This window comes from Anoxybacillus sp. UARK-01 (assembly GCF_002075365.1).
GTDB lineage: Bacteria > Bacillota > Bacilli > Bacillales > Anoxybacillaceae > Anoxybacteroides > Anoxybacteroides rupiense.
In genome coordinates, this window is sequence record NZ_NASY01000047.1 from 450,533 (window position 1) to 470,251 (window position 19,719).

General features: G+C 41.4%; 17 protein-coding genes and 1 CRISPR repeat array. Of the genes, 12 read left to right on the forward strand and 5 right to left on the reverse strand.

Going from position 1 to position 19,719, the window contains the following annotated elements; all coding sequences use genetic code 11:
* Window positions 1-65: 65 nt before the first annotated feature.
* Window positions 66-539: a CBO0543 family protein gene (locus B6A27_RS14515; protein ID WP_080862444.1), complete on the reverse strand. Its 474-nt coding sequence runs from the start codon at window positions 537-539 to the stop codon at window positions 66-68.
* Window positions 540-957: 418 nt separating this feature from the next.
* Window positions 958-1,164, reverse strand: coding sequence for a metal ABC transporter ATPase (locus tag B6A27_RS14520; RefSeq protein WP_044745819.1), 207 nt, complete (start codon window positions 1,162-1,164; stop codon window positions 958-960).
* A gap of 413 nt (window positions 1,165-1,577) precedes the next feature.
* On the opposite strand from B6A27_RS14520, the gene B6A27_RS14525 reads away from it, so the two are divergent.
* The 3 genes from B6A27_RS14525 (at window position 1,578) to B6A27_RS14530 (ending at window position 4,441) form a co-directional block, all read left to right on the forward strand.
* A complete protein-coding gene (locus tag B6A27_RS14525; protein ID WP_080862445.1) occupies window positions 1,578-3,425 on the forward strand; it encodes a monovalent cation:proton antiporter family protein in 1,848 nt (615 codons plus the stop codon).
* Between the two features lie 184 nt (window positions 3,426-3,609).
* A complete protein-coding gene (locus B6A27_RS18705) occupies window positions 3,610-3,762 on the forward strand; it encodes a hypothetical protein (RefSeq protein WP_159720030.1) in 153 nt (50 codons plus the stop codon).
* 16 nt (window positions 3,763-3,778) lie between these two features.
* Window positions 3,779-4,441: a DUF975 family protein gene (locus B6A27_RS14530; protein WP_066150298.1), complete on the forward strand. Its 663-nt coding sequence runs from the start codon at window positions 3,779-3,781 to the stop codon at window positions 4,439-4,441.
* Between the two features lie 590 nt (window positions 4,442-5,031).
* Here the strand turns inward: B6A27_RS14530 and B6A27_RS14535 are convergent.
* A complete protein-coding gene (locus tag B6A27_RS14535) occupies window positions 5,032-6,222 on the reverse strand; it encodes an MFS transporter (protein ID WP_066150301.1) in 1,191 nt (396 codons plus the stop codon).
* A 123-nt stretch (window positions 6,223-6,345) separates the two neighbouring features.
* On the opposite strand from B6A27_RS14535, the gene B6A27_RS14540 reads away from it, so the two are divergent.
* Complete coding sequence (locus B6A27_RS14540; protein ID WP_080862446.1) at window positions 6,346-7,230, forward strand: LysR family transcriptional regulator; 885 nt, start codon at window positions 6,346-6,348, stop codon at window positions 7,228-7,230.
* 296 nt (window positions 7,231-7,526) lie between these two features.
* Here B6A27_RS14540 and B6A27_RS19500 read toward each other — a convergent pair whose 3' ends face one another.
* Window positions 7,527-7,706: a hypothetical protein gene (locus tag B6A27_RS19500; protein WP_231734672.1), complete on the reverse strand. Its 180-nt coding sequence runs from the start codon at window positions 7,704-7,706 to the stop codon at window positions 7,527-7,529.
* A gap of 893 nt (window positions 7,707-8,599) precedes the next feature.
* On the opposite strand from B6A27_RS19500, the gene B6A27_RS18710 reads away from it, so the two are divergent.
* The 5 genes from B6A27_RS18710 to B6A27_RS19410 all read left to right on the forward strand — a co-directional run bounded on the left by B6A27_RS18710 (window position 8,600) and on the right by B6A27_RS19410 (window position 13,715).
* A complete protein-coding gene (locus B6A27_RS18710) occupies window positions 8,600-8,758 on the forward strand; it encodes a hypothetical protein (RefSeq protein WP_156487489.1) in 159 nt (52 codons plus the stop codon).
* 469 nt (window positions 8,759-9,227) lie between these two features.
* The gene (locus B6A27_RS14560; protein WP_080862448.1) at window positions 9,228-9,653 is read left to right on the forward strand and encodes an NUDIX hydrolase; all 426 of its coding nucleotides are present in this window, start codon (window positions 9,228-9,230) and stop codon (window positions 9,651-9,653) included.
* Between the two features lie 595 nt (window positions 9,654-10,248).
* Window positions 10,249-12,132: direct repeats of the CRISPR family, unit length 30 nt; unit sequence GTTTTTATCTTAACTATAAGGAATTGAAAC.
* A 19-nt stretch (window positions 12,133-12,151) separates the two neighbouring features.
* A complete protein-coding gene (locus B6A27_RS14565; protein WP_080862449.1) occupies window positions 12,152-12,742 on the forward strand; it encodes a hypothetical protein in 591 nt (196 codons plus the stop codon).
* Window positions 12,743-13,314: 572 nt separating this feature from the next.
* Window positions 13,315-13,596 carry a hypothetical protein gene (locus tag B6A27_RS19405; RefSeq protein WP_369824184.1) on the forward strand — a complete coding sequence of 94 codons (282 nt, stop codon included), beginning with the start codon at window positions 13,315-13,317 and terminating at the stop codon, window positions 13,594-13,596.
* On the forward strand, window positions 13,563-13,715 hold the full coding sequence (locus tag B6A27_RS19410) for a hypothetical protein (RefSeq protein WP_369824185.1): 153 nt from the start codon (window positions 13,563-13,565) through the stop codon (window positions 13,713-13,715). Before B6A27_RS19405 ends, B6A27_RS19410 begins: the two co-directional genes overlap by 34 nt.
* A 774-nt stretch (window positions 13,716-14,489) precedes the next feature.
* Here the strand turns inward: B6A27_RS19410 and B6A27_RS19415 are convergent.
* A complete protein-coding gene (locus tag B6A27_RS19415) occupies window positions 14,490-15,110 on the reverse strand; it encodes a DUF4395 domain-containing protein (RefSeq protein ID WP_328219251.1) in 621 nt (206 codons plus the stop codon).
* Between the two features lie 582 nt (window positions 15,111-15,692).
* On the opposite strand from B6A27_RS19415, the gene B6A27_RS14585 reads away from it, so the two are divergent.
* The 3 genes from B6A27_RS14585 (at window position 15,693) to B6A27_RS14595 (ending at window position 19,109) form a co-directional block, all read left to right on the forward strand.
* The gene (locus B6A27_RS14585; RefSeq protein WP_080862452.1) at window positions 15,693-17,027 is read left to right on the forward strand and encodes an APC family permease; all 1,335 of its coding nucleotides are present in this window, start codon (window positions 15,693-15,695) and stop codon (window positions 17,025-17,027) included.
* A 298-nt stretch (window positions 17,028-17,325) separates the two neighbouring features.
* Entirely contained in the window at window positions 17,326-17,754 is a 429-nt protein-coding gene (locus B6A27_RS14590) for a PH domain-containing protein (protein ID WP_236631845.1), read from the forward strand.
* Between the two features lie 302 nt (window positions 17,755-18,056).
* Window positions 18,057-19,109 (forward strand): Gfo/Idh/MocA family oxidoreductase, encoded by a 1,053-nt coding sequence (locus B6A27_RS14595; protein WP_080862453.1) that lies wholly within the window; start codon window positions 18,057-18,059, stop codon window positions 19,107-19,109.
* Window positions 19,110-19,719: the final 610 nt, after the last annotated feature.

A 19,719-nucleotide genomic window follows, 5' to 3' on the forward strand; every position in this document is an offset into this window, starting at 1 on the left:
ATTTATTGATTTCGCTCACAATCCCCCATACAGAACGATGGATGGTATTCTCTCATCTTTTTCCTTTATTCCCTCGATAGTTTGTTATGGTCGACCCATAGCATAATGCTTCGGACAAACATCGTTAATAAAAACATCGTCACAAATGAATACCACCATTTCCATGTGTAATATTCAATTAAATCCGTATGTTTCTCACATAATACTTCAATCACGGTCATAGCTGCTGTATACAATAGGCTTTGGCCAACGATCCCTAAAAATGATGAACGAAGCGATGTTTGATAAAAGTAAACACAAACAACAGGAAATAATACATATTCAAATAAAATGCTCGTATCGAAATACTCGGGTAAAAATCGGACAGGGTAGTCAAGCGTATGGGTTTCGACGACAATGACACCAAAAAAGGTAGAAAAGTATGCTTGAATTAAAAAGGCGAGCAAAGAGTTTTTGATGAGCAACGGTTTTCTGATGAAACTAAAGAGCAATAAGGCGATGCCAAAAAACAGCAATGCCCATAAAATCAGTTTGTCCATGGCATGCTTCTCTCCTAAAATCGTTTTGTCTTTGTTTAGTATGCCCGAGTTTGAAGAATTCATGAATATTTATAAACGATGGCCGCTACAGCCTTCGTATGATACGATCCATATACGAAATCTCCCTCCTCTTAACCGAGTGTGGGTTAAGGAAGGTTCATTGGAAATGGAGGAACGAATTAAAATATTGACGAAAAATATTTTTTGATATCATAAATTTTTAATTTGCTTAAAATTGATTTAAATATGATAAATCATTATATTATAGTGTAAGTACTTTTCATCATAAAAGAACAATTAGGAGGTTCATCTATGAGAGTAGCAAATGGGGTAGACATGCTGGAATTGACGGTTGAAGCTTTTAAAACTTGAAATGGTGGTCGACAAAGCCAAAACGGACATTGTCGATCACCATTTTTTACTGGATATGAAAATGATGCTGCTGTAACGTAATCATCATTTGTTCTTTTGAAATTTTTTTGTCGTCGAATTCGACTTTGATTTCCCCATCAGCCGTATCGATTAATACTCTTTCAACGCCTTCAAGTGAGTTTAAAAGCTGTTCGATTTGCTGAATTGGCTGCTGGGAAACTGCTTCTGTGACAAAAAAGGTTGCTTCTGACATACTCTTCTCCTTTAAATTCATAATTTCTTTTGTGGCATCCATACAAACTTGAAAATGGTTGAACCATTGCACCGCGGGAAGGCACGCCGCCGCCCCGTACTTCATGAAATCGTGCTGTGAAACGGCTGATCGGTTGTGAAGCACAACACAAATCCGGGATCAAGGCAAATGCCGCCACACACTAGTGTAACCAAACATTTGCAATTTTTATCCATAAAATGAACTCCGGCGTCTGACCAAGTCTAGGGTTTGAGCATTTTTTCGCAAAGAGTCAAGCGGAAAGGAAGCGAATGATAAAGAGCGAGCTTTTAGCTCAAAAAAGAGATCGTCCAATGGTTGGATAGGGACGGGAAAATTGTAAACTTCTTCGCGATTTTATATAATGGTGAAAACAAATGAAAGGAGGAACGATGATGGGGCAGCATTCATCGATTACATCTTTGCTCATTGTCATTGTTGCCGCATTTTTTACTCCGCTTTTCCTGCATCGTTTTCGCCTCCAAGTTATTCCGGTTGTTGTTGCTGAAACGGTTGTTGGAATTATGATCGGTAAAACGGGATTGAATATCGTTAAGTACGATATGTGGCTTGAAACATTGTCGACACTTGGTTTTCTCTTTCTGATGTTTTTAAGCGGATTGGAAATTGATTTTTCGGCATTTGCGCGTAAAACGAAAAAGAAGAAGGAGGACGAACCGAACACATTTGTTCTGGCCTCTACAGTGTTTGTCGGAATTTTTCTCGTATCACTTGGTCTGTCTTATTTATTTGTCTGGGCCGGCTACGTGGATAATGCCTTTTTAATGACGCTGATCATCTCGACGATCTCGCTTGGGGTGGTTGTGCCGACGTTGAAGGATGCCCAGCTGATGAAAACATCCGTTGGCCAGACGATTTTGCTGATTGCGGTCATTGCTGACTTAGTAACGATGGTGTTGTTGGCTGTTTTTGTTTCCGCAAATGAATCCAATAGCGGAAATACGTGGCTGCTTCTTGGCTTGTTTGTTGCTGGCGTTCTGTTTTATTTCGCCGGGAAACATTTTAAACGCCGTTCGTTTGTTGAAACGATGGCAAAGGGAACGATTCAAATCGGCACTCGCGCCGTCTTTACGCTTATTATTGTGCTGGTGGCTCTCTCGGAGTCGCTTGGAGCTGAAAATATTTTAGGCGCGTTTTTAGCTGGCGTTCTTGTTTCGTTGTTATCGCCCAATCCAGATTTTGTCCATAAGCTCGATTCCTTCGGCTATGGTTTTTTCATTCCGATCTTTTTTGTGATGGTTGGAGTGAACTTGGATTTGCGGCCGCTCTTTGCCGAACCGAAAATTTTATTGCTCATCCCGCTTCTCTTTCTCGCTCTTGTCATCTCGAAGGTGGTGCCTGTCTATTTGCTGCGTATTTGGTATGATTCCAGAACCACGCTTGCTTCGGGGTTTTTGCTCGTTTCCACACTGTCGCTTGTCATTGCCGCCGCGACCATTGCCGAACGTCTCGGGATGATTGATGAAAATATGAAAGGCGCGCTTATTTTAGTGGCCGTATTAACGAGCGTCGTTTCGCCGATCATGTTTAAGAAGCTATATAAGAAGCAGGTGGAGGAAACACCGAAAATGGCAGTGAAGCTGATTGGCACGAATCAGTTTACATTGGCGGCCGCCCGGGATTTAAACGCTCAGCAGTACGAGACGACCCTATACCATATTAAAGAAGAAAAGCTGGAGCTTTTGGCATTGGATCATGTGTTCCCGATTATTGATATTGAAGATTATTCATTTGCGGTATTAGAGGAAAACGGGGCATTTGCTGCGGATGTTGTAGTCGTTCTGACGGGCAATGAAGCAATTAATGCGCAAGTGGCTGCTTGGGCGAAGGAGCAGGGAGTTTCACGTGTCATCGCCTTTGTTGACTCGCCAAATACCGTTCAAGAATTGCAGGCAAAGGGAATTGAAACAGCTTCCATTGCTCTTTCGGCGGCTGCGGTCTTAAAGTCCTTCATTGTTTCGCCTCATATTGTCGATATGCTGACAGATAGCAACGCGGCGCTCCATGAAATCGAAATGAATCATTCCGCGTACCATGGGGTCTTGCTTCGTCAATTTCCATTCTTAGGAGATTGTATTATTGTCCGCATTTTCCGCGGCAACGAGTCGCTCATTCCTCATGGAGATACAGAATTGCGCATGGGCGACCGGCTGATTGTTACGGGCTCGGAAGAATATGTGTGGGAGCTAAAGGAACTGTTCGAATACGGGAAAGCATTGTGAAGCGAAAGAGCTGTTTTTTGCTTTTGATAGAAAAGAATCAGGTTTATCCATTAAATGAAATGATAGGTAATCCACACTAGTGAGAAAGAAGGAAGCGTTGTGCGAAAGAAGAACAACGCTTCTTTCTTTTGTATATAGAAGCCTGCCAAACGCAAGATGGTGAAGGAGTGAGGGGATTCGATCAATGTTGGAACGATTTTTGTTTTGCTTCATGACGACAAGCTTAAAAAAAGGTAATTTTTTACCATTATTTGTTATGAAAGGTGGAGATTTTATGAAATCTATGATAAATTGGAAACGAGCAGCGTATATTGGGACTGTAGGTGTTATTTTATGAACAAGGAGGAAGCATCATGAGTTTATCAGCATTGAAGCGTCAAGCAAGGCAGTCTCTTAAAGGAAAATGGGGCACAGCTGTTTTATTGATGATGATCTATTTTTTGGTGAGTGTGCTCATTCCGACGGTCATAGAGATCATCATAAGCGGGGGATGGGACGTATGGCTTGAGCAGGAGAACACGCCCGCTTCGGCCGATGTATTTAACATCCTGTACTCCCTTGCCGCGATTCCATTCAGTATCGTAGTATATTGGTTATTTTTAGAGGTATATAGAGGAAGCGATTTTAACATCGCCAACATCTTCACCATTTATGGAGAAGGGAAGCGTTCGCTTAAACTGATCGGCACCTCGATTTTGTTTGGCGTTTTCGTCTTGCTTTGGAGCCTATTGCTTATTATCCCTGGAATCATTAAATCATTGGCATATTCACAAACCTTCTTTTTATTGAAAGATCACCCGGAATACGGCGCTCTTCAAGCGATTACAGAAAGCCGCAAGCGGATGAAAGGGTATAAAGGGAAGCTGTTTTTATTATATTTGAGCTTTATCGGTTGGGGAATTTTAAGTATTTTCACCCTTGGCATCGGACTATTATGGCTTATTCCTTATGTTTATGCTTCACTTGCTGCCTTTTACGAAGAATTCATCCGCACGCAAGAAGAAAGCGTGGAATAATCAGGTACGATCGCTGCTCATCGCTGCATGCACCTCCCATCGCATGCGGAACAAGATAATGGCGGCCAGCGGATTGCCTCGTGATGGGCTTTCCGTTGCCGTCATTGCTTTTTGGACAAAAATTCCGATAGATTTTATGGGGAAAATCGGGATCAGTCAGATGCTTTGCTAGATTGAAAGGAAACGAACAATCGGCCTTGTGTTTGGATAAAGTGGATCGCAGGGAACCGGCCAAAAGCATTTGACAGGCCGGTTTCTCGATCGATGGATTGGATCGGCCAAAAGCAGCTAAAACTCCGATAGAAAGAGAGTATTGGCTGCTTTTTTGGTAACTATTCACCCTAGTGCTAGTATGTAAAGGAATCCAGCATAAACAAGGCCCTCTCATCATAGAAAATGCTCTGGCGGGTGGGGAAGAGATTTTTTTATTAAATGGAAATTGATCCAGAGAGAAGGGCGCCATCGCCTTGAGAGGCTCCGTCCCACACTGCGGCGGCGACACGCTGAGTCCCATCGCCGCTGAGCGGTCTGCGCAGGGTCAAGCTTGGTTCGCGCGCTCTTCGGGGGCGCTTTTCTTATGGTTGGTGCCATCAGCCTGTTTGGCGGACGGTTATGCCGGATTTGCCACCGCTTCGTTGGTCGAACCAGTAATACAGCCCGATACCGGCAAGGATAAGAAACGTGCTGCCAAGATATAAAACGCTGTAGCCTGTTTTGGCAGCGACAAGCCCCACGAAAAAGGAACCCATGCCAAATCCGAAGTCGAAAATCGATAGAAACGTTGCCGTTGCCAAACCTCTGTTGGGCGGCGGAGCGACTTGAATCGCGATCGTTTGCAAGCTCGGAAACGTCGTGCCCCAGCCAAGCCCAATGAGCCCGGCCGAAACAAGAAAAACAAGCGAGGTTGTCGCCGTGCTAAGCAAATAAGTGCCAAGCGCAAAGCAAACGATGGCCGGATAGATGATCACCTTCGCTCCGTAGCGGTCGAACCATTTTCCGGTGAACGGCCGTGAAATAAGGAGAACGGCTGCATAGATGATAAAAAAGTAGCTGGCTGCTCTTGAAAACCCTGCTTCCTTCGCGTAAATCGAAACAAAGGAAATGATTCCGGAATACGCCAGCCCAAAAAAAGCCGCCAAAAGGGAAACAGGAATGGCGGAGCGTTCCCAAAGCTTTCCGGCTGTTTTCTGCGCTTGGGCGGAGCGGCTGGCCGCGTTTTGCTTTGGCAAGCGGATGAATAGCCCGATGGCAATCGCTACGAGTGCGCATAAAGCGTTTATACTAAACATAGCGGCCGCCCCGTGCCGCATGACCGTTAAGCCGAGAAACGGGCCGATGACCATCGCGAGATTGACCGTTAAACCGAAATAGCCCATCCCTTCGCCTTTTCGCGAATCGGGAATTAGGTCGGCCACCATCGCGCCGTTAGCGGTCGTCGCCATGCCGAAACCGAGACCGTGAAAAAAGCGAAGCGCAAGCAAACCGACAAGCGAATGCGCGAAAAAATACAAAAGCGAAGCGGCGCCCATGATGATCATCGCACTTAAAAAGATGACGTACTTCCCGGACTTTCCCATCCACTTTCCGGAAATTGGCCGTACCATAATGGCTGCGATGAGAAATATCGTCGTAATTAAGCCGATGGATGACGGGCTGCTATGCAGTTCTTGGACGGCATACACCGGCAGTGTGACAAGCAAATAATAAAAAATAAAAAATGTAAAAAAGTTCACAAAAGCGACGAGAATAAAATTTTTTGTCCATAGTGGCTGTTGGTGCATCTGTCTCTCCTTCCTGTTGGATCTTTGCGGTATTGCCTTCTCTAGCATATCATGTCTATAATTATATGTTAAATATCTATTAAATAGTTGATATATACGTTTTGCCTATATAGGAGGATCGCCATGGACATTCGGCAATTGCGTTATTTTCTTGCGATTGTAGAAGAAGGACAAATCTCGCGGGCGGCTAAAAAGCTAAACATGGCCCAGCCGCCGCTAAGCCAGCAGCTGCGCCTAATGGAAGAAGAGCTTGGCGTAACGCTGCTTGAGAGACAGCGAAATAAAAAGAGCGTGGAATTGACGGAAGCCGGGAAAGTGTTGTATGAAAAAGCCCGGCACGTTTTACATGTGTTGGAAGAATCAATGCGGGAAGTCAAAGAAACAGGGGATGGAGTGCGGGGAGAACTGTCGCTCGGTGTCGCTTTATTGTGTGCATCCTATTTGCCGGAGAAGCTTCAGCGATTTCGCGAGCAATATCCGCACGTCTCATTTCGCTTGTGGGGAGGGGACCCGTTCAGCATTCGCGAGCGTTTAGAGCGGCGCGACATCGAATTGGCGATTGTCAGCCTTCCGATTGATGACAGCGGGCTTTCAATGGTTCGGCTTGGTACGGAGCCGTTTATGTTGGTGGCTCCAACGTCTTGGGAAATGTTGAATAATCAAACCGCGGTGTCGATAACGGAATTGGCGGACGTTCCCCTTCTTCTCGTCCGACGCGAAAAGGGAGAAGGACTATATGAGCAGCTGATGGCGGAATGGGGGCGTTTCGGTATTCGCCCCAATGTTGTATGCGAATGCCAAGATGTTCACATTGTGCTCTCGCTCGTCGCTTTCGGCATGGGAGCCAGCATCATGCCGCGGACGGCGATTCCGCCTTTCATTCGCAAGGAACTGCGAGTCCTTGAGATCACCGATACAGCATTATGCTCGGAGACGGCATTGGTGTGGCTGAAAGACCGCTATTTATCAAAAGCGGCCCAGCGGTTGATAAAGATGTTGGCAGAATAGTGAGTTATTGTCATAGCGTTGAATCGTGAAAGAACGACGAATTTTGGCGGCGAAAGAGGGAGGATTTCCGGCGGGGCTACCGATATTTTTTAGTGTGGCCATCAGGCGCTCTTGCGGCTGATTCAATGGTACATGCGATAAATGAAACGAGATCGGCCCAAGCTCGCGGCTGAAGGGCAAGCCGGCGGTATGTCCCAGCCTACCTAGAAGCGCTTTATCGCTATACAGTTTAGGAAGCGAGTAAAGCCCTCCTCGCCGCCGTAGCAGCCCGCAGATTATGAAATACTCCCCAGGACTCACGTCAAGGGGATAAAGCTTTCCCGCATCTCGGACAAAATTGAAAGTCGCGATGCACTTGTTTTCCGCAATCGGGGCAATAGCGGCTCTCTTGCCGCTCCGGCCGCTGGTTCATGGCCAAATCGAACGTTCAGCGGATCGGGTTCTTCGCGGCTGTCGACAATATCCAGCACGGACATGCGGTTTTTTCCTGTAGCATTTTTGTAATGATAAACCGCTTGAAAAATGCCAAGCCCGATAAAAATCAGGCCAAAAACGGAAAAAACCGGGTGGCTCCAAACGGTGAATCACGCGTGATGGAAAACGTGTAACCGACGAGAAAAATTGAACAGTTTTCCCTAAATAAGAGTGAACACTTTTCTGGAAATTCCAGCGTAATCCCTATCACTTGACATGGAGCCTCTGCGTACAAGATATTTCCGAAAAAGCGAGCAACAACAAGAATCAGCCGCATGAAACGAGGCTGTCATGTACGCCACTCCATGTAAAGTGCACGCTTCTAACTGGTAAAAAACTGTTCAATTTAATCAGTCGAATTCTGTTCAGTTTTATTTAGCGGTCACAAAACGCCATCCCCATCCAAAAAATCCCGAATACAACAGCGGCGATGCTCCCGACGAACCCTTGCAGCGAAGGTCCCCGGCCGGGTTTGATGCTTTTCATGCCAACCCCTCCCAATGAATGGATATAGAAATATTTAGGTGCTGTCATATTGAATTTACAAACAAATACTGGAACGAAGTGGCTAGTTTGTAAGCCCAGTATCTTCACGTTTCTTGCGGGGCCATCCCCGGCGAAGAGCATGCAAACGGAAGGAGGCAAGCTGCCGGGGATGAAAAATGGAAAGGGCGTTAGACAGGATAGCATCGTAGCCGGGAAGGGGAGGCTGATTAAACCGCCACCTTCATCACTCAAAACGGCCAGCGCTTCCACAGAAAAACCAAGAGCATTTTTTCGTGCCAAAACGGCTGTCTATTTTGTAAAATATGGGGGCGGGAGATCATAGAAAATTAGGAGCTTCACTTGCACGGTAGAAGTGAAGCCGCTGAATATAAATTGGAGTTTAAAGCATATGTCAGCTTCTTTTATGGGGCAGGGGGGTGAGGACGGAATAAGAGAGCTTTTTTGGCAATACGAACCGTGTCTTGCCAAGATTGAGCGGACGACGATGACAAAAAGCTATAAAATGGTTGTATTGCAAGCGATGCTGGACCGCGGCCCGGTGCACTGACATGAGCCAATCATGCCAATTGAAGCCACGTCATTCTTTCATCAATTTTATGGATTATGGAAAAAGAATACCGACTGTGACTTATGTAGAGATAAACGTGGGGATTTTATTATTAACCTAGTAAAATTAAAGAAAGATTTGAAAAAAGGAATATAGTATTCATCACCTTTGTACCAAAAGACGATACACTTGAGAAGTTTTATGTATCTGGTCATAATCAATTAAAATAATGGTATTTAGAATGGACGTTTGATGAAATAGATAAATATGTAAAATATTTTCGGACGTAACATGAACTATTTTATTGTAGATGAACAAATTCGCTAACATAAAGAATTCACATCCCTTACTTTCAACAAAAACTTTTAGGAGTATGAAAGATTTTTTAAGGGATTCTATATTCGTGACAGCGCTGATGAACCGGGGTGTATAATTGGATGAAGATCATAAAGACAAGAGGAGAAATTCAATGAGAATTCGTAAATGTTCTAGAGCAGTGATAATAAATGAATTTAATAGAGTTCTTCTTCAGAAATTTGAATTTAAAGATGTTACAGGAAACAAAGTGTTATGGGTAACTCCTGGCGGTGGCATTAAGGAGAATGAAACTCCAGTAGAGGCATTAAAAAGAGAATTAAGCGAAGAGCTTGGCATTGTTGTTGATATTCATGACAAACCAATATTTGAAATGGATGTATTAATTGAAGGGAAAAAAGATTCGTTTATAAGTCGTGAGATTTATTATAAAATTGCTATTCAATCTGACACCATATTGTCTATCGAAAATATGACTAAAAATGAGAAAGATACATTTATAGAGTTAAGGTGGTGGAGCAAGGAAGAGTTGAAGAGAATAGACAACTTTGCGCCTCGTGAGATATTGAACTATTTTTAGTAAATGAGAAATGTTGAAAGAAAATAGTTACATAGGGGATCTTCATCATAACAAAGGCAGGATCAATAAGCTCTCACATATCTGCTCTATATGCTGCTTTTTTTGTATAATTGATGCAAACAACGATTTAAAATTCAAAACATAACCATCCGGTTCAGTAAGATGTTGGGCTCAGACATCTATTATAAGTATTGTTTACAAACAGAAGGAGAGTTTATGTATTAAAGAGAGCAGGGGAAGTCACGTTCTCGGGAAAATAAAAATGGGCTATAACTAACCATTCACATATCTTTTTCTTTTAATCGACTCGTAGTTGAGAACGCTGTTTTACTGAATGAGTTATGAGAGAATAGGCTATTATCTTCATTTTTTATATGCTGTGTTTCCTGAGAATTGCTAATTATTGAAGATCGTACTGGATAAAATTTGTCGTCGACCTCCAATCGTGTAAAAATCCCGGGGGATCGACGACAAATTTCTAACAGCTAAAATTCCCACTGTGATAAGGAAAAGAAGATGTTGCTCGAATTTTAAGATAAGTTTATAATGACATTGTATCCATTTTCCAAATGCTGATTTCATCATCACTTTTGGGGTTTTTATCTTAACTATGAGGAATTGAAACGATGTAGACGCACCTAAATCCAACGCGGCTTGCTCTGTTTTTATCTTAACTATGAGGAATTGAAACTTTCTTGACCTATTTCATCCGTTACAGTCACGTCTTGTTTTTATCTTAACTATGAGGAATTGAAACTTTTGTACATATATGAACATGTCCAATGACGAAAGGTTTTTATCTTAACTATAAGGAATTGAAACCTAGCGACGTCACCCCGCGCCCAACCTTCACCTTTTCGTTTTTATCTTAACTATAAGGAATTGAAACATTAAGTCATGTGTAGCTTTTTTAGTAGCTTCTCTACCGTTTTTATCTTAACTATAAGGAATTGAAACACGCCTTCATCGCTTCTTCAAAGTTGACGTAACGCGTTTTTATCTTAACTATAAGGAATTGAAACTTGATCAAACCAATTCCAAACTACGTATCTAGGTGTGTTTTTATCTTAACTATAAGGAATTGAAACTTCAATGGAAAGATCAAAACATATTCTCTCTCTTTGTTTTTATCTTAACTATAAGGAATTGAAACAGATTTGCTGGAGATGATCTTCAGCTAGACGAATAGTTTTTATCTTAACTATAAGGAATTGAAACTACGGGGTGGTATCCGTTACTATAACTTCGACTTGCGTTTTTATCTTAACTATAAGGAATTGAAACACTCTTGTCAGAACATACTTATCTTTAGAAATCATTGTTTTTATCTTAACTATAAGGAATTGAAACCAAGGTTTGAGTCAGTACCGTTCAACACCGTTTCGGAGTTTTTATCTTAACTATAAGGAATTGAAACGTTTTTTGAGTTTGTCCTCTTTTTCGTACTTTCTTCGTTTTTATCTTAACTATAAGGAATTGAAACGTAGGAGGAATGAAAGATGGCAGTGTATACAGGAAGTTTTTATCTTAACTATGAGGAATTGAAACTTGATCATCCCCTTTTCTTAATTCAATCCTTCTTTTGTTTTTATCTTAACTATAAGGAATTGAAACCATCTTTGAGTAGAATCTCTTTAAAGTAGGGAATTATGTTTTTATCTTAACTATAAGGAATTGAAACCGTATCCTCCTTTCAAGCCCTCGGCTGCTCTTTCAGTTTTTATCTTAACTATAAGGAATTGAAACACCGATTGATTGACGGTCAAATCCCTCCCCTCAAATACGTTTTTATCTTAACTATAAGGAATTGAAACTCGCGTAAAAGTCATCGGGTAAGTCGTATTCTCTTGTGTTTTTATCTTAACTATAAGGAATTGAAACCTAGAAATTCCTTGCGCAATACCCTTCGCTATCGAACGTTTTTATCTTAACTATAAGGAATTGAAACCATGTTCAGCAACCAAACAGTCAATCTCACGTAGATTGTTTTTATCTTAACTATAAGGAATTGAAACTTTTTCTTTGTTGTGTGGAATACTGTCCCGCACGCGTTTTTATCTTAACTATAAGGAATTGAAACAAAACTCTAATTCCTCTTCACACTCATCACAATTTGTTTTTATCTTAACTATAAGGAATTGAAACCAGATACGCTCATGTTGCTTATTGATGTCAATTTGTTTTTATCTTAACTATAAGGAATTGAAACTGTCGGACAACATCTCCTATGCGATACCCTCCGACCTGTTTTTATCTTAACTATAAGGAATTGAAACTATGATAACGTTTTTCTACTTGTTCATGACCAACCGCGTTTTTATCTTAACTATAAGGAATTGAAACAAAGTTAAAGTTAAAGGAACCGAAGATTTGATGCAGTTTTTATCTTAACTATAAGGAATTGAAACGCTGGTGTGAACGAACGGAACGTATTGATGTCCTGTTCCACGTTTTTATCTTAACTATACGGAATTAAAACAAAATAAGGAGGGGAGAATGTGGTTCCGGAGATCATCGTTGCGTTGTTTTGTACGCTATATATTGTGATTTTTTTAAACCTTTTGATTCGCTTTGTAGAAACCGAGCGAAAAAAAGGAAAGGTTCTCTTGCCTACGATGGAAGATACCGCTTCAAGAAATCGGTATCGCATCAGAACTTTAAGTTTTGCTCAAAAAAATATGAAGGGCCTATTTTTTATGTTAGGAATCGTTCTTCCTTTGGTCGTGATGATGCTCATCTTTCATACGGGAAATGTTTCCTCCGTTTTCCCATTTTTATATTGGGCATTGATGCCTTTTATTTATTTGAACTTATTTGATTCTTTTGAGATTTGTGAGAATGGAATTTGTGGAGATAAGCTGTACCGTTGGGATGTAATTAAACAAGTTTCATTTGAACCTATCGATATTTTTCATCGTTATTATGGTTTGTTAGAGACGAATGAAACCACTTATGCGATGTGGCTGTACGATAGGGAAGGGAAAAAATTGATGCATCGTGTTACGATCGTGAATGGCCAAGAAAGGCAAGACATCACCGAGTTATTGGAAGCTCGTTCTGTTGAAGTAACATGCTTGCAAAAATCATAATCATAAAGAGCTCTCTCTCGTCGCCTGTGCGCCCCTTTGCTCTCGAAAAACATCGTACATGTCTCAAAAATTTGTAATATGCTATCATTTTGTTTTTAAGGAAATAGATGGAATAAGGGAATACAGACAATGCGTGTTAGCCCCCCTATTTGCTCAAAACAATGGTTTTTGTGAACTCGGTAAAGTCTGTTAAATGATGATCGAGTACTCGTGATGCTAGTTGAGTGTTAAAACTCAACTAGCACCACGGGTGAAATATAATGCTATAAAAGGAGGTCCTTGATGAGCGACTTATTTGACAAGGATCGTTCTATCATATCAATATGCGTTTCGCTTATTGCTGCATTTAAAGAACGTCATTTCCGCTTCCCAACAAGTGGCAGTGGAAGATGAATGAATGAAAGAAGTATATCGAGATTCAATCGTAAAAAATATGAAATTCTCGAAGATCAGCTTTGGAAGCTGCTGTCGAAAATTTTCAAGGCGTCCGGTTTGGAGTTACACAGCCCAAGAGCGTGCTATCGGCAAGCTTTCAAGGAAGGCTGGATTGAAATATCGATATATGGAACGATATATTAAGTTCGCGCAATGTAACGGCTCATGTATATAATGAAGAGGATGATGAACAGATCAAACAAAAAATTGTTGATGAGTACGTTCAGCAAATCGAAGCATTGTTGCAAAACATTAAAGAAGAAGTGATCGATCGTGACGCATGGAATGAGCGTCTGATCGCGTATGTTCAAAGCGAGAAAGAGATATTTTATTTGGCTCGCGCGCAAAAAATACGGCGCGGCATCATTCCGATATCGATCTGTGCATTGATTATACGGGAAAGCAAAAGTGGAAAGTGATCAGTGATATTGACGACATTGTTGGCATATATTCGTGCGACGTGCTGTCTTGTGATTCATTGAACCAAGAAATCGAGCGGCAAATCGAACGCGATGGAATGGTGATTTATGAAAAATGAAAGGTGTGTTAAGCAGACGGATTGCCACCGGCTGCCCATTCTCTTTTTACCGCCAATGGCATTGGTGTCGGCAAGCTGCTTCCAACCGTTCACATGCCTGACGCACTGTTGAGCGAGCACAAAACAAACTTTTGTCCGCGATCGGCTTTCATAAAGGAGAGTGGCGACAACGAGTGCTTACCGTATTTGGCGGATTCCGCTTTAAATCTCGATAGGTTTCACCATCTCCAGACCAATTCGCTAAAAGCGGGTTACAATTAATTTTACAGCCGGCGTACTTTCATAAAGGATGGCTGTTTTCTAAGAAATCTATAACATGTCTAATAGCTATGTGCTGATCACCTGCTAAGTATGATACCGAATTAAGTTCTTTCCAAATAATAATTGAACTGTAACCCTTTGTCTTCTCCTGATGACTGGACAGTATGTGACCCTGTGGTAAAATAAACCTATGTCGTTCTTTCATAACTGGATATAGGAGGTTGCATGGAGAAAATAAAATGCGAAAACCAAGCTGATCCTTCCATGCGTAAAATATCCAAGGTACAAAAGAACTCCGAATTGTCGGACATCTAGGGTTGGAACGACCCGAAGTCACGCTCAGGGAGACGAAAGGCGGCTTTCGTCGTGGAACTGAGAAGCTCCCACTTCAAGCTTTAGCTAAGTGGTGAGTAGTTCACTCTTATGGTAATATATCTCGCATAAAATCTCTGTAATTCAGGTTGCTTTATCTATACCCGCTTCCTCTTTCATTTCTCGTAATACAGCACTAGATCAATCACGGTCACAAGATTCAAATGTTCCTCCAAGTATTTGAATCCCTGCCGCAGGAATATTTTGACGTTCAAATACTAAAAGCTCCCAAGTATGATGAACGTTTCTGATGATATAAGCCAAAACCTCTTTTACATGGATATTGATGTATGATTCCCCTTTATTTAGACAATCTAGCTTTGCTTGGATCTTTTTTACGATAAAGCAGCCAATGCAAAAACCAAGAATGGCCGCAAAGGCTGCCAGAGCCACTAGGAGCGTAAATACGTAAGCGATCTTTGTCCATCCTGCTAAAAATGACACATAACCGATCGATAAGCAAATGACCGCAATGATTTGATTGAATGACTGCTGTGCATCATCCTCAGGAATGTATTCGCTTGGTTCCTTTCGTAAAAAGAACTTTGCTGCTCTCATCACGAGATGGAAATGAAAGAATAATCCTAAAAGGCTGGAGATCAATGGAAATAGCAGCGACCATTCTTGATAGGTCATCGAAGTGAAGAGAACCGAAAAAACGATAAACCATTGATTTACACGTACGAATGGACGAGGAACGGAGGAAGGGGTTTTTGGTCTCCTAATTCCAGTATTTCTTATATGTTTAATTATATTTATGATATTTTACAGTAGACGTCATGATTTGTGAAGAAAATTTGCAGAGGAGGAGTTTTAGATTGCTTATGGGCTGACGTAAGCGATGATACCGATAATCATTTTGTGTTCTATCCCCAGCATTCAGTATAGGAATAAAAACGAGTCTCAGCCAGCCGCTAATAAATTGTGCATAAAAATCCTAAAAAGCTTTCATCCCGCGTCACGATCCTCACCCGCTCCTCTGTACATCACATCTTCACTTGTCTGTCCAGCGTTTTCGGTCTTTCATGCTTCAGATGGTTGAGCATGAGCTTTACCTCCAACTTCGAAGCTCTTAAAAGGCTTTTTGGTTTTGCGTAGAACAAAAGACAAACGAAATATCATTAATTTTTAGAATATAATAAAAAATAAAATTTTATATAGTATTATTTTTTTGTCTGTTTGATAAAAGCTTATTATACAAAGGATTTTAGATAAGATACGAATGAGAAGTATTGAAAAAATAATAATAAAATAATTCGGAAAAATTATTTTGCGCTGTTTGGTATGATATAATCCTTGCAACTATATAATTATACATTTGTACTTCTGAGGGGGACAGGAGAAATGGAAAAGGAAATGAAATTAAAGCGCAACATCGGTTTTTTTGTTTCTACGTCTTTAGTGATTGGAACTGTAATAGGTTCCGGAATCTTTATGAAGCCGGGGGTCGTCCTGTCTGCGACCGGTAATTCCAATATGGCGCTTTTGGCGTGGATTATCGGCGGCATTATTACATTGGCAAGCGGCCTAACCATTGCTGAAGTCAGTGTGAAGATTCCTAAAACCGGCGGATTATACGCTTATATTGAAGAAGTTTATGGGAAAACATGGGGGTTTTTGTGTGGCTGGGTGCAAACAATTGTCTATGGACCGGCTGTTATTGGTGCTCTTGCTCTATATTTCGGTACATTAATGGCTGACTTTTTTCATTTTCCAAAAGGAAGCAGCCTGATCATCGGAATTGTAACGACGATTTTACTTGCAGGTTTGAATTTATTGGGAACAAAGTTTGGCGGATTTATTCAAACGGCTTCCACAATCGGAAAGCTGATTCCGATTATCTTGATTGCCGTATTTGGAATGTTTAAAGGCGATGCCGCTGTTTTTAATGTAGAAAGTGGAAATATTCAAAATTTAAGTATGGGGGCTGCTATTTTAGCCACGCTCTGGGCCTACGATGGTTGGATGAATGTTGGATTTATGGCGGGAGAAATGAAAAACCCTGCAAAAGATCTTCCAAGAGCCATCATTTCTGGACTTTTAGTTGTTATTATTGCTTATTTATCGGTTAATATTGCTATGCTGCATGTGCTTCCTGCTGATCAGATTGTTGAGTTAGGACCAAATGCGGCATCAACAGCAGCAACATTATTGTTTGGCGAAATCGGCGGAAAAATTTTAGCGATCGGTATTTTAATCTCGATTTTTGGATGCTTAAATGGAAAAATTCTCACATTCCCGCGAATTCCTTACGCTATGGCAGTAAGAGGGCTTCTTCCAGGATCGAAATTCCTTTCCGGCATTCACCCTAAATTTAATACGCCGGTAGGGTCCACTGTTGCACAAGCTGTGATCGCGATCGTGATGATGATCTTTTGGAATCCTGACAGGCTGACGGATATGGCGATTTTCGCTGTCTTGCTATTTTATGGATTGTCTTTTAATGCGGTTTTCTTGCTTCGCAAAAAAGATAAAAATGAATCGCATTTATATAAAGTTCCGTTCTATCCGATTACGCCGCTTGTGGCGATTGGGGGTACGGCATACATTATTATCAGTACGCTGATGAATGCTCCTGCCGACACGCTTTTCTCGATTGGTATTACGTTAATTGGTTTGCCGATCTATTGGAAACTGAAAGAAAAAAATAAAAACACTTCAAATTTAAAAGCGAGCTAATGCCAACAAACGCGAACAGTGATCACGCTGTTCGCGTTTTTAATTAAATCGGATTTTTTAATGGGAATGTCCTGCCATTCAGATTCTGAAAGCCGATGCTTCGATCATTGTCACCGATTTGCCGAGATGACGCATCTGACTGATTCAGGAGGAGAAATATGGAGTCATCTTGCTCTGTATTGTAAAATATAACATATAAAGATAAAAATGAAAGGAGGGTTAAGTTGGTCTTTTACTCGAAAAAAGGACCCATTAGTTCCATCGTGACATATGGCTATTAATCGTTGGAAGTATTGCGTTGCCAACAGCTGTCCACTTAGAGTTAGGTACTATAGCGGAGGATCTAGCTGTTACTGACAAAATTTTATTAACCGTCATTTGCAGTTTGTTTACGTTATTTTTGCTTTCAGGATGGTTTCACACCCTTTATATTGTAACGGACAAAGCGTTAAAAATTCGGGGAGGCCTTTTCAGCTGGACGATTCCTCTTGAAGAAATTGAAGCGATCACCGAGTCTAAAAATCCCCTGTCAGCACCGGCTTTATCACTTGACCGCTTGCAAATCACATATGGAAAGTCGAAGTTCATCTTAATTTCTCCTAAAGACAAATCGTTATTTTTAAAACAAATAAAGAAAATAAGACCGGACGTCCTTATTGAGGGGGAAATTTCCTATCTGCCGAAATATGGTCGGGAGCGGTTCTTTTTTGCTCATCAAAAGCGCTAGACATCGCCAAAGGGAATGGATTACGCGTTTGCCGGACCATTTTCAACATGCGTCAGCTTCTTATCATTTTTTGTAAAAAACATATTATATGGATCTTTATGGATTTAAACAAACAAAAAATTTTTTGTGTTAAATCTATTGACTTCTGAATATTCCGACAAGTATAATAGCAACTAAGGAAAGCGTTTACCTTTAAAAATGATCAAGTTTTATTTCTTGGACATTTTTATTTTTTTATGCATCTAAAGGAAAGCGCTTAACTACACGTGTGATATTGAAAGGGCAGGTGTGAATGGAAACGGATGGAGAAAGTAAAAGTAGGGATTGTCGGGCTTGGAAGGTTAGGTAGGCAGCATGCGGAAAATTTAGCCTTTCGCATTTCGGGCTGCGAGTTATTGGCTGTTTGCAGTGTAGCAGCAGAGGAAGTCGAGCAGGCTCAGAAGGATTGGGGCATCCAATACGGTTATACCCAATTTGACGAGATGTTACAGAATCAAGAGCTGGAGGCTATTTTCATTTCGTCGCCTTCCAATTTCCATTGCGAACAAATCATAAAAGCATTAAATGCAGGGTTCCATGTGTTTTGCGAAAAACCGCTTGGGCTATATTTAGAAGAAGCTTTGCGTGTTCAAGAGGCCGTGACTCAACAGAAGGATAAGATTTTTATGCTCGGTTTTATGAGAAGATATGACAAGTCTTACCAATATGCCAAAAAGAAAATCGAGGAAGGAAAAATAGGCGAGCCGATTTTCATCCGCTGCTATGGTCTTGATCCTACGAAAGCGATGGACGAATTTATACAATTTGCCAAAAGCAATTACAGCGGAGGATTGTTCTTGGACATGGCGATCCATGATTTTGATTTGGCACGCTGGTATTTGGGAGTCGAGGCGAAACAAGTATGGGCGATCGGAGGAGCCTATGCTTATCCGGAATTTAGCGAAATGAATGATGCGGAAACAGGGGCGGCGTTAGTCAAGTTTGAGAATAACAAAATCGGAATTTTTGTTGCCGGACGAAATTGTGCACACGGATATCATATTGAAACAGAAATTATCGGGACGAAGGGGACATTAAGAATTGGCACCATTCCTGAAAAGAATAGGGTGACGGTCTTTGATGAAAAAGGGGCCATTAAAGAATGTTCAGATGGATTTTTAGAAAGGTTTGAACAAGCCTACTTAAGTGAAGCGGAAGAATTCATTGCGTGTATAAGAGAAAATAGACAGCCAGCCGTTACTGTCGAAGATGGGGTGATTTCAACGGCTCTTGGCTATGCGTGCAAAGAATCGTTTGAAACAGGAAAGCTTGTTACGGTGCAGTCGCCTATTCAAACGCCGGCCTCACCGATATAAAAGCCAGTTTGAAAATGGAATCGCCCATCCATTATGAAAGCACGGCGGCTTGCAAATGGCGGAGATCAGAATACGAACTGCCCAACTGGCCAACGAGCCTGTTCGATCATCTATAGAATCCATAAAAAGGTAATGGCGGATGTTAAGGAGTCATCATCCTGCATGAATATCTGATTGATTAGGAGTTCAATCACATAGTGCCCCTTTATCTATAGAAACTTGATTCCAATATTATCTCCACCATCATAAATGGTGATAAGGTCTATATAGATCTAATTGTGAACTACTCACCATTTAGCTAAAGCTTGAAGTGGGAGCTTCTCAGTTCCACGACGAAAGCCGCCTTTCGTCTCCCTGAGCGTGACTTCGGGTCGTTCCAACCCTAGATGTCCGACAATTCGGAGTTCTTTTGTACCTTGGATATTTTACGCATGGAAGGATCCGCTTGGTTTTCGCATTTTATTTTCTCCATGCAACCTCCTATATCCAGTTATGAAAGAACGACATAGGTTTATTTTACCAAAGGGTCAGACAATTGAACAGGCAAAAGCCTGTCCTTGTCCGAAGTCGATTCATCTCCCACTTTCATCAAGCTTCGCAAGATTTAGAA

Coding starts and splice junctions, on each gene's coding strand:
- B6A27_RS14515 (WP_080862444.1), bottom strand. CDS start 539: ATGGACAAACTGATTTTATGGGCATTGCTGTTTTTTGGCATCGCCTTA.
- B6A27_RS14520 (WP_044745819.1), bottom strand. CDS start 1,164: ATGTCAGAAGCAACCTTTTTTGTCACAGAAGCAGTTTCCCAGCAGCCA.
- B6A27_RS14525 (WP_080862445.1), top strand. CDS start 1,578: ATGGGGCAGCATTCATCGATTACATCTTTGCTCATTGTCATTGTTGCC.
- B6A27_RS18705 (WP_159720030.1), top strand. CDS start 3,610: ATGTTGGAACGATTTTTGTTTTGCTTCATGACGACAAGCTTAAAAAAA.
- B6A27_RS14530 (WP_066150298.1), top strand. CDS start 3,779: ATGAGTTTATCAGCATTGAAGCGTCAAGCAAGGCAGTCTCTTAAAGGA.
- B6A27_RS14535 (WP_066150301.1), bottom strand. CDS start 6,222: ATGCACCAACAGCCACTATGGACAAAAAATTTTATTCTCGTCGCTTTT.
- B6A27_RS14540 (WP_080862446.1), top strand. CDS start 6,346: ATGGACATTCGGCAATTGCGTTATTTTCTTGCGATTGTAGAAGAAGGA.
- B6A27_RS19500 (WP_231734672.1), bottom strand. CDS start 7,706: ATGTCCGTGCTGGATATTGTCGACAGCCGCGAAGAACCCGATCCGCTG.
- B6A27_RS18710 (WP_156487489.1), top strand. CDS start 8,600: ATGTCAGCTTCTTTTATGGGGCAGGGGGGTGAGGACGGAATAAGAGAG.
- B6A27_RS14560 (WP_080862448.1), top strand. CDS start 9,228: ATGAGAATTCGTAAATGTTCTAGAGCAGTGATAATAAATGAATTTAAT.
- B6A27_RS14585 (WP_080862452.1), top strand. CDS start 15,693: ATGGAAAAGGAAATGAAATTAAAGCGCAACATCGGTTTTTTTGTTTCT.
- B6A27_RS14595 (WP_080862453.1), top strand. CDS start 18,057: ATGGAGAAAGTAAAAGTAGGGATTGTCGGGCTTGGAAGGTTAGGTAGG.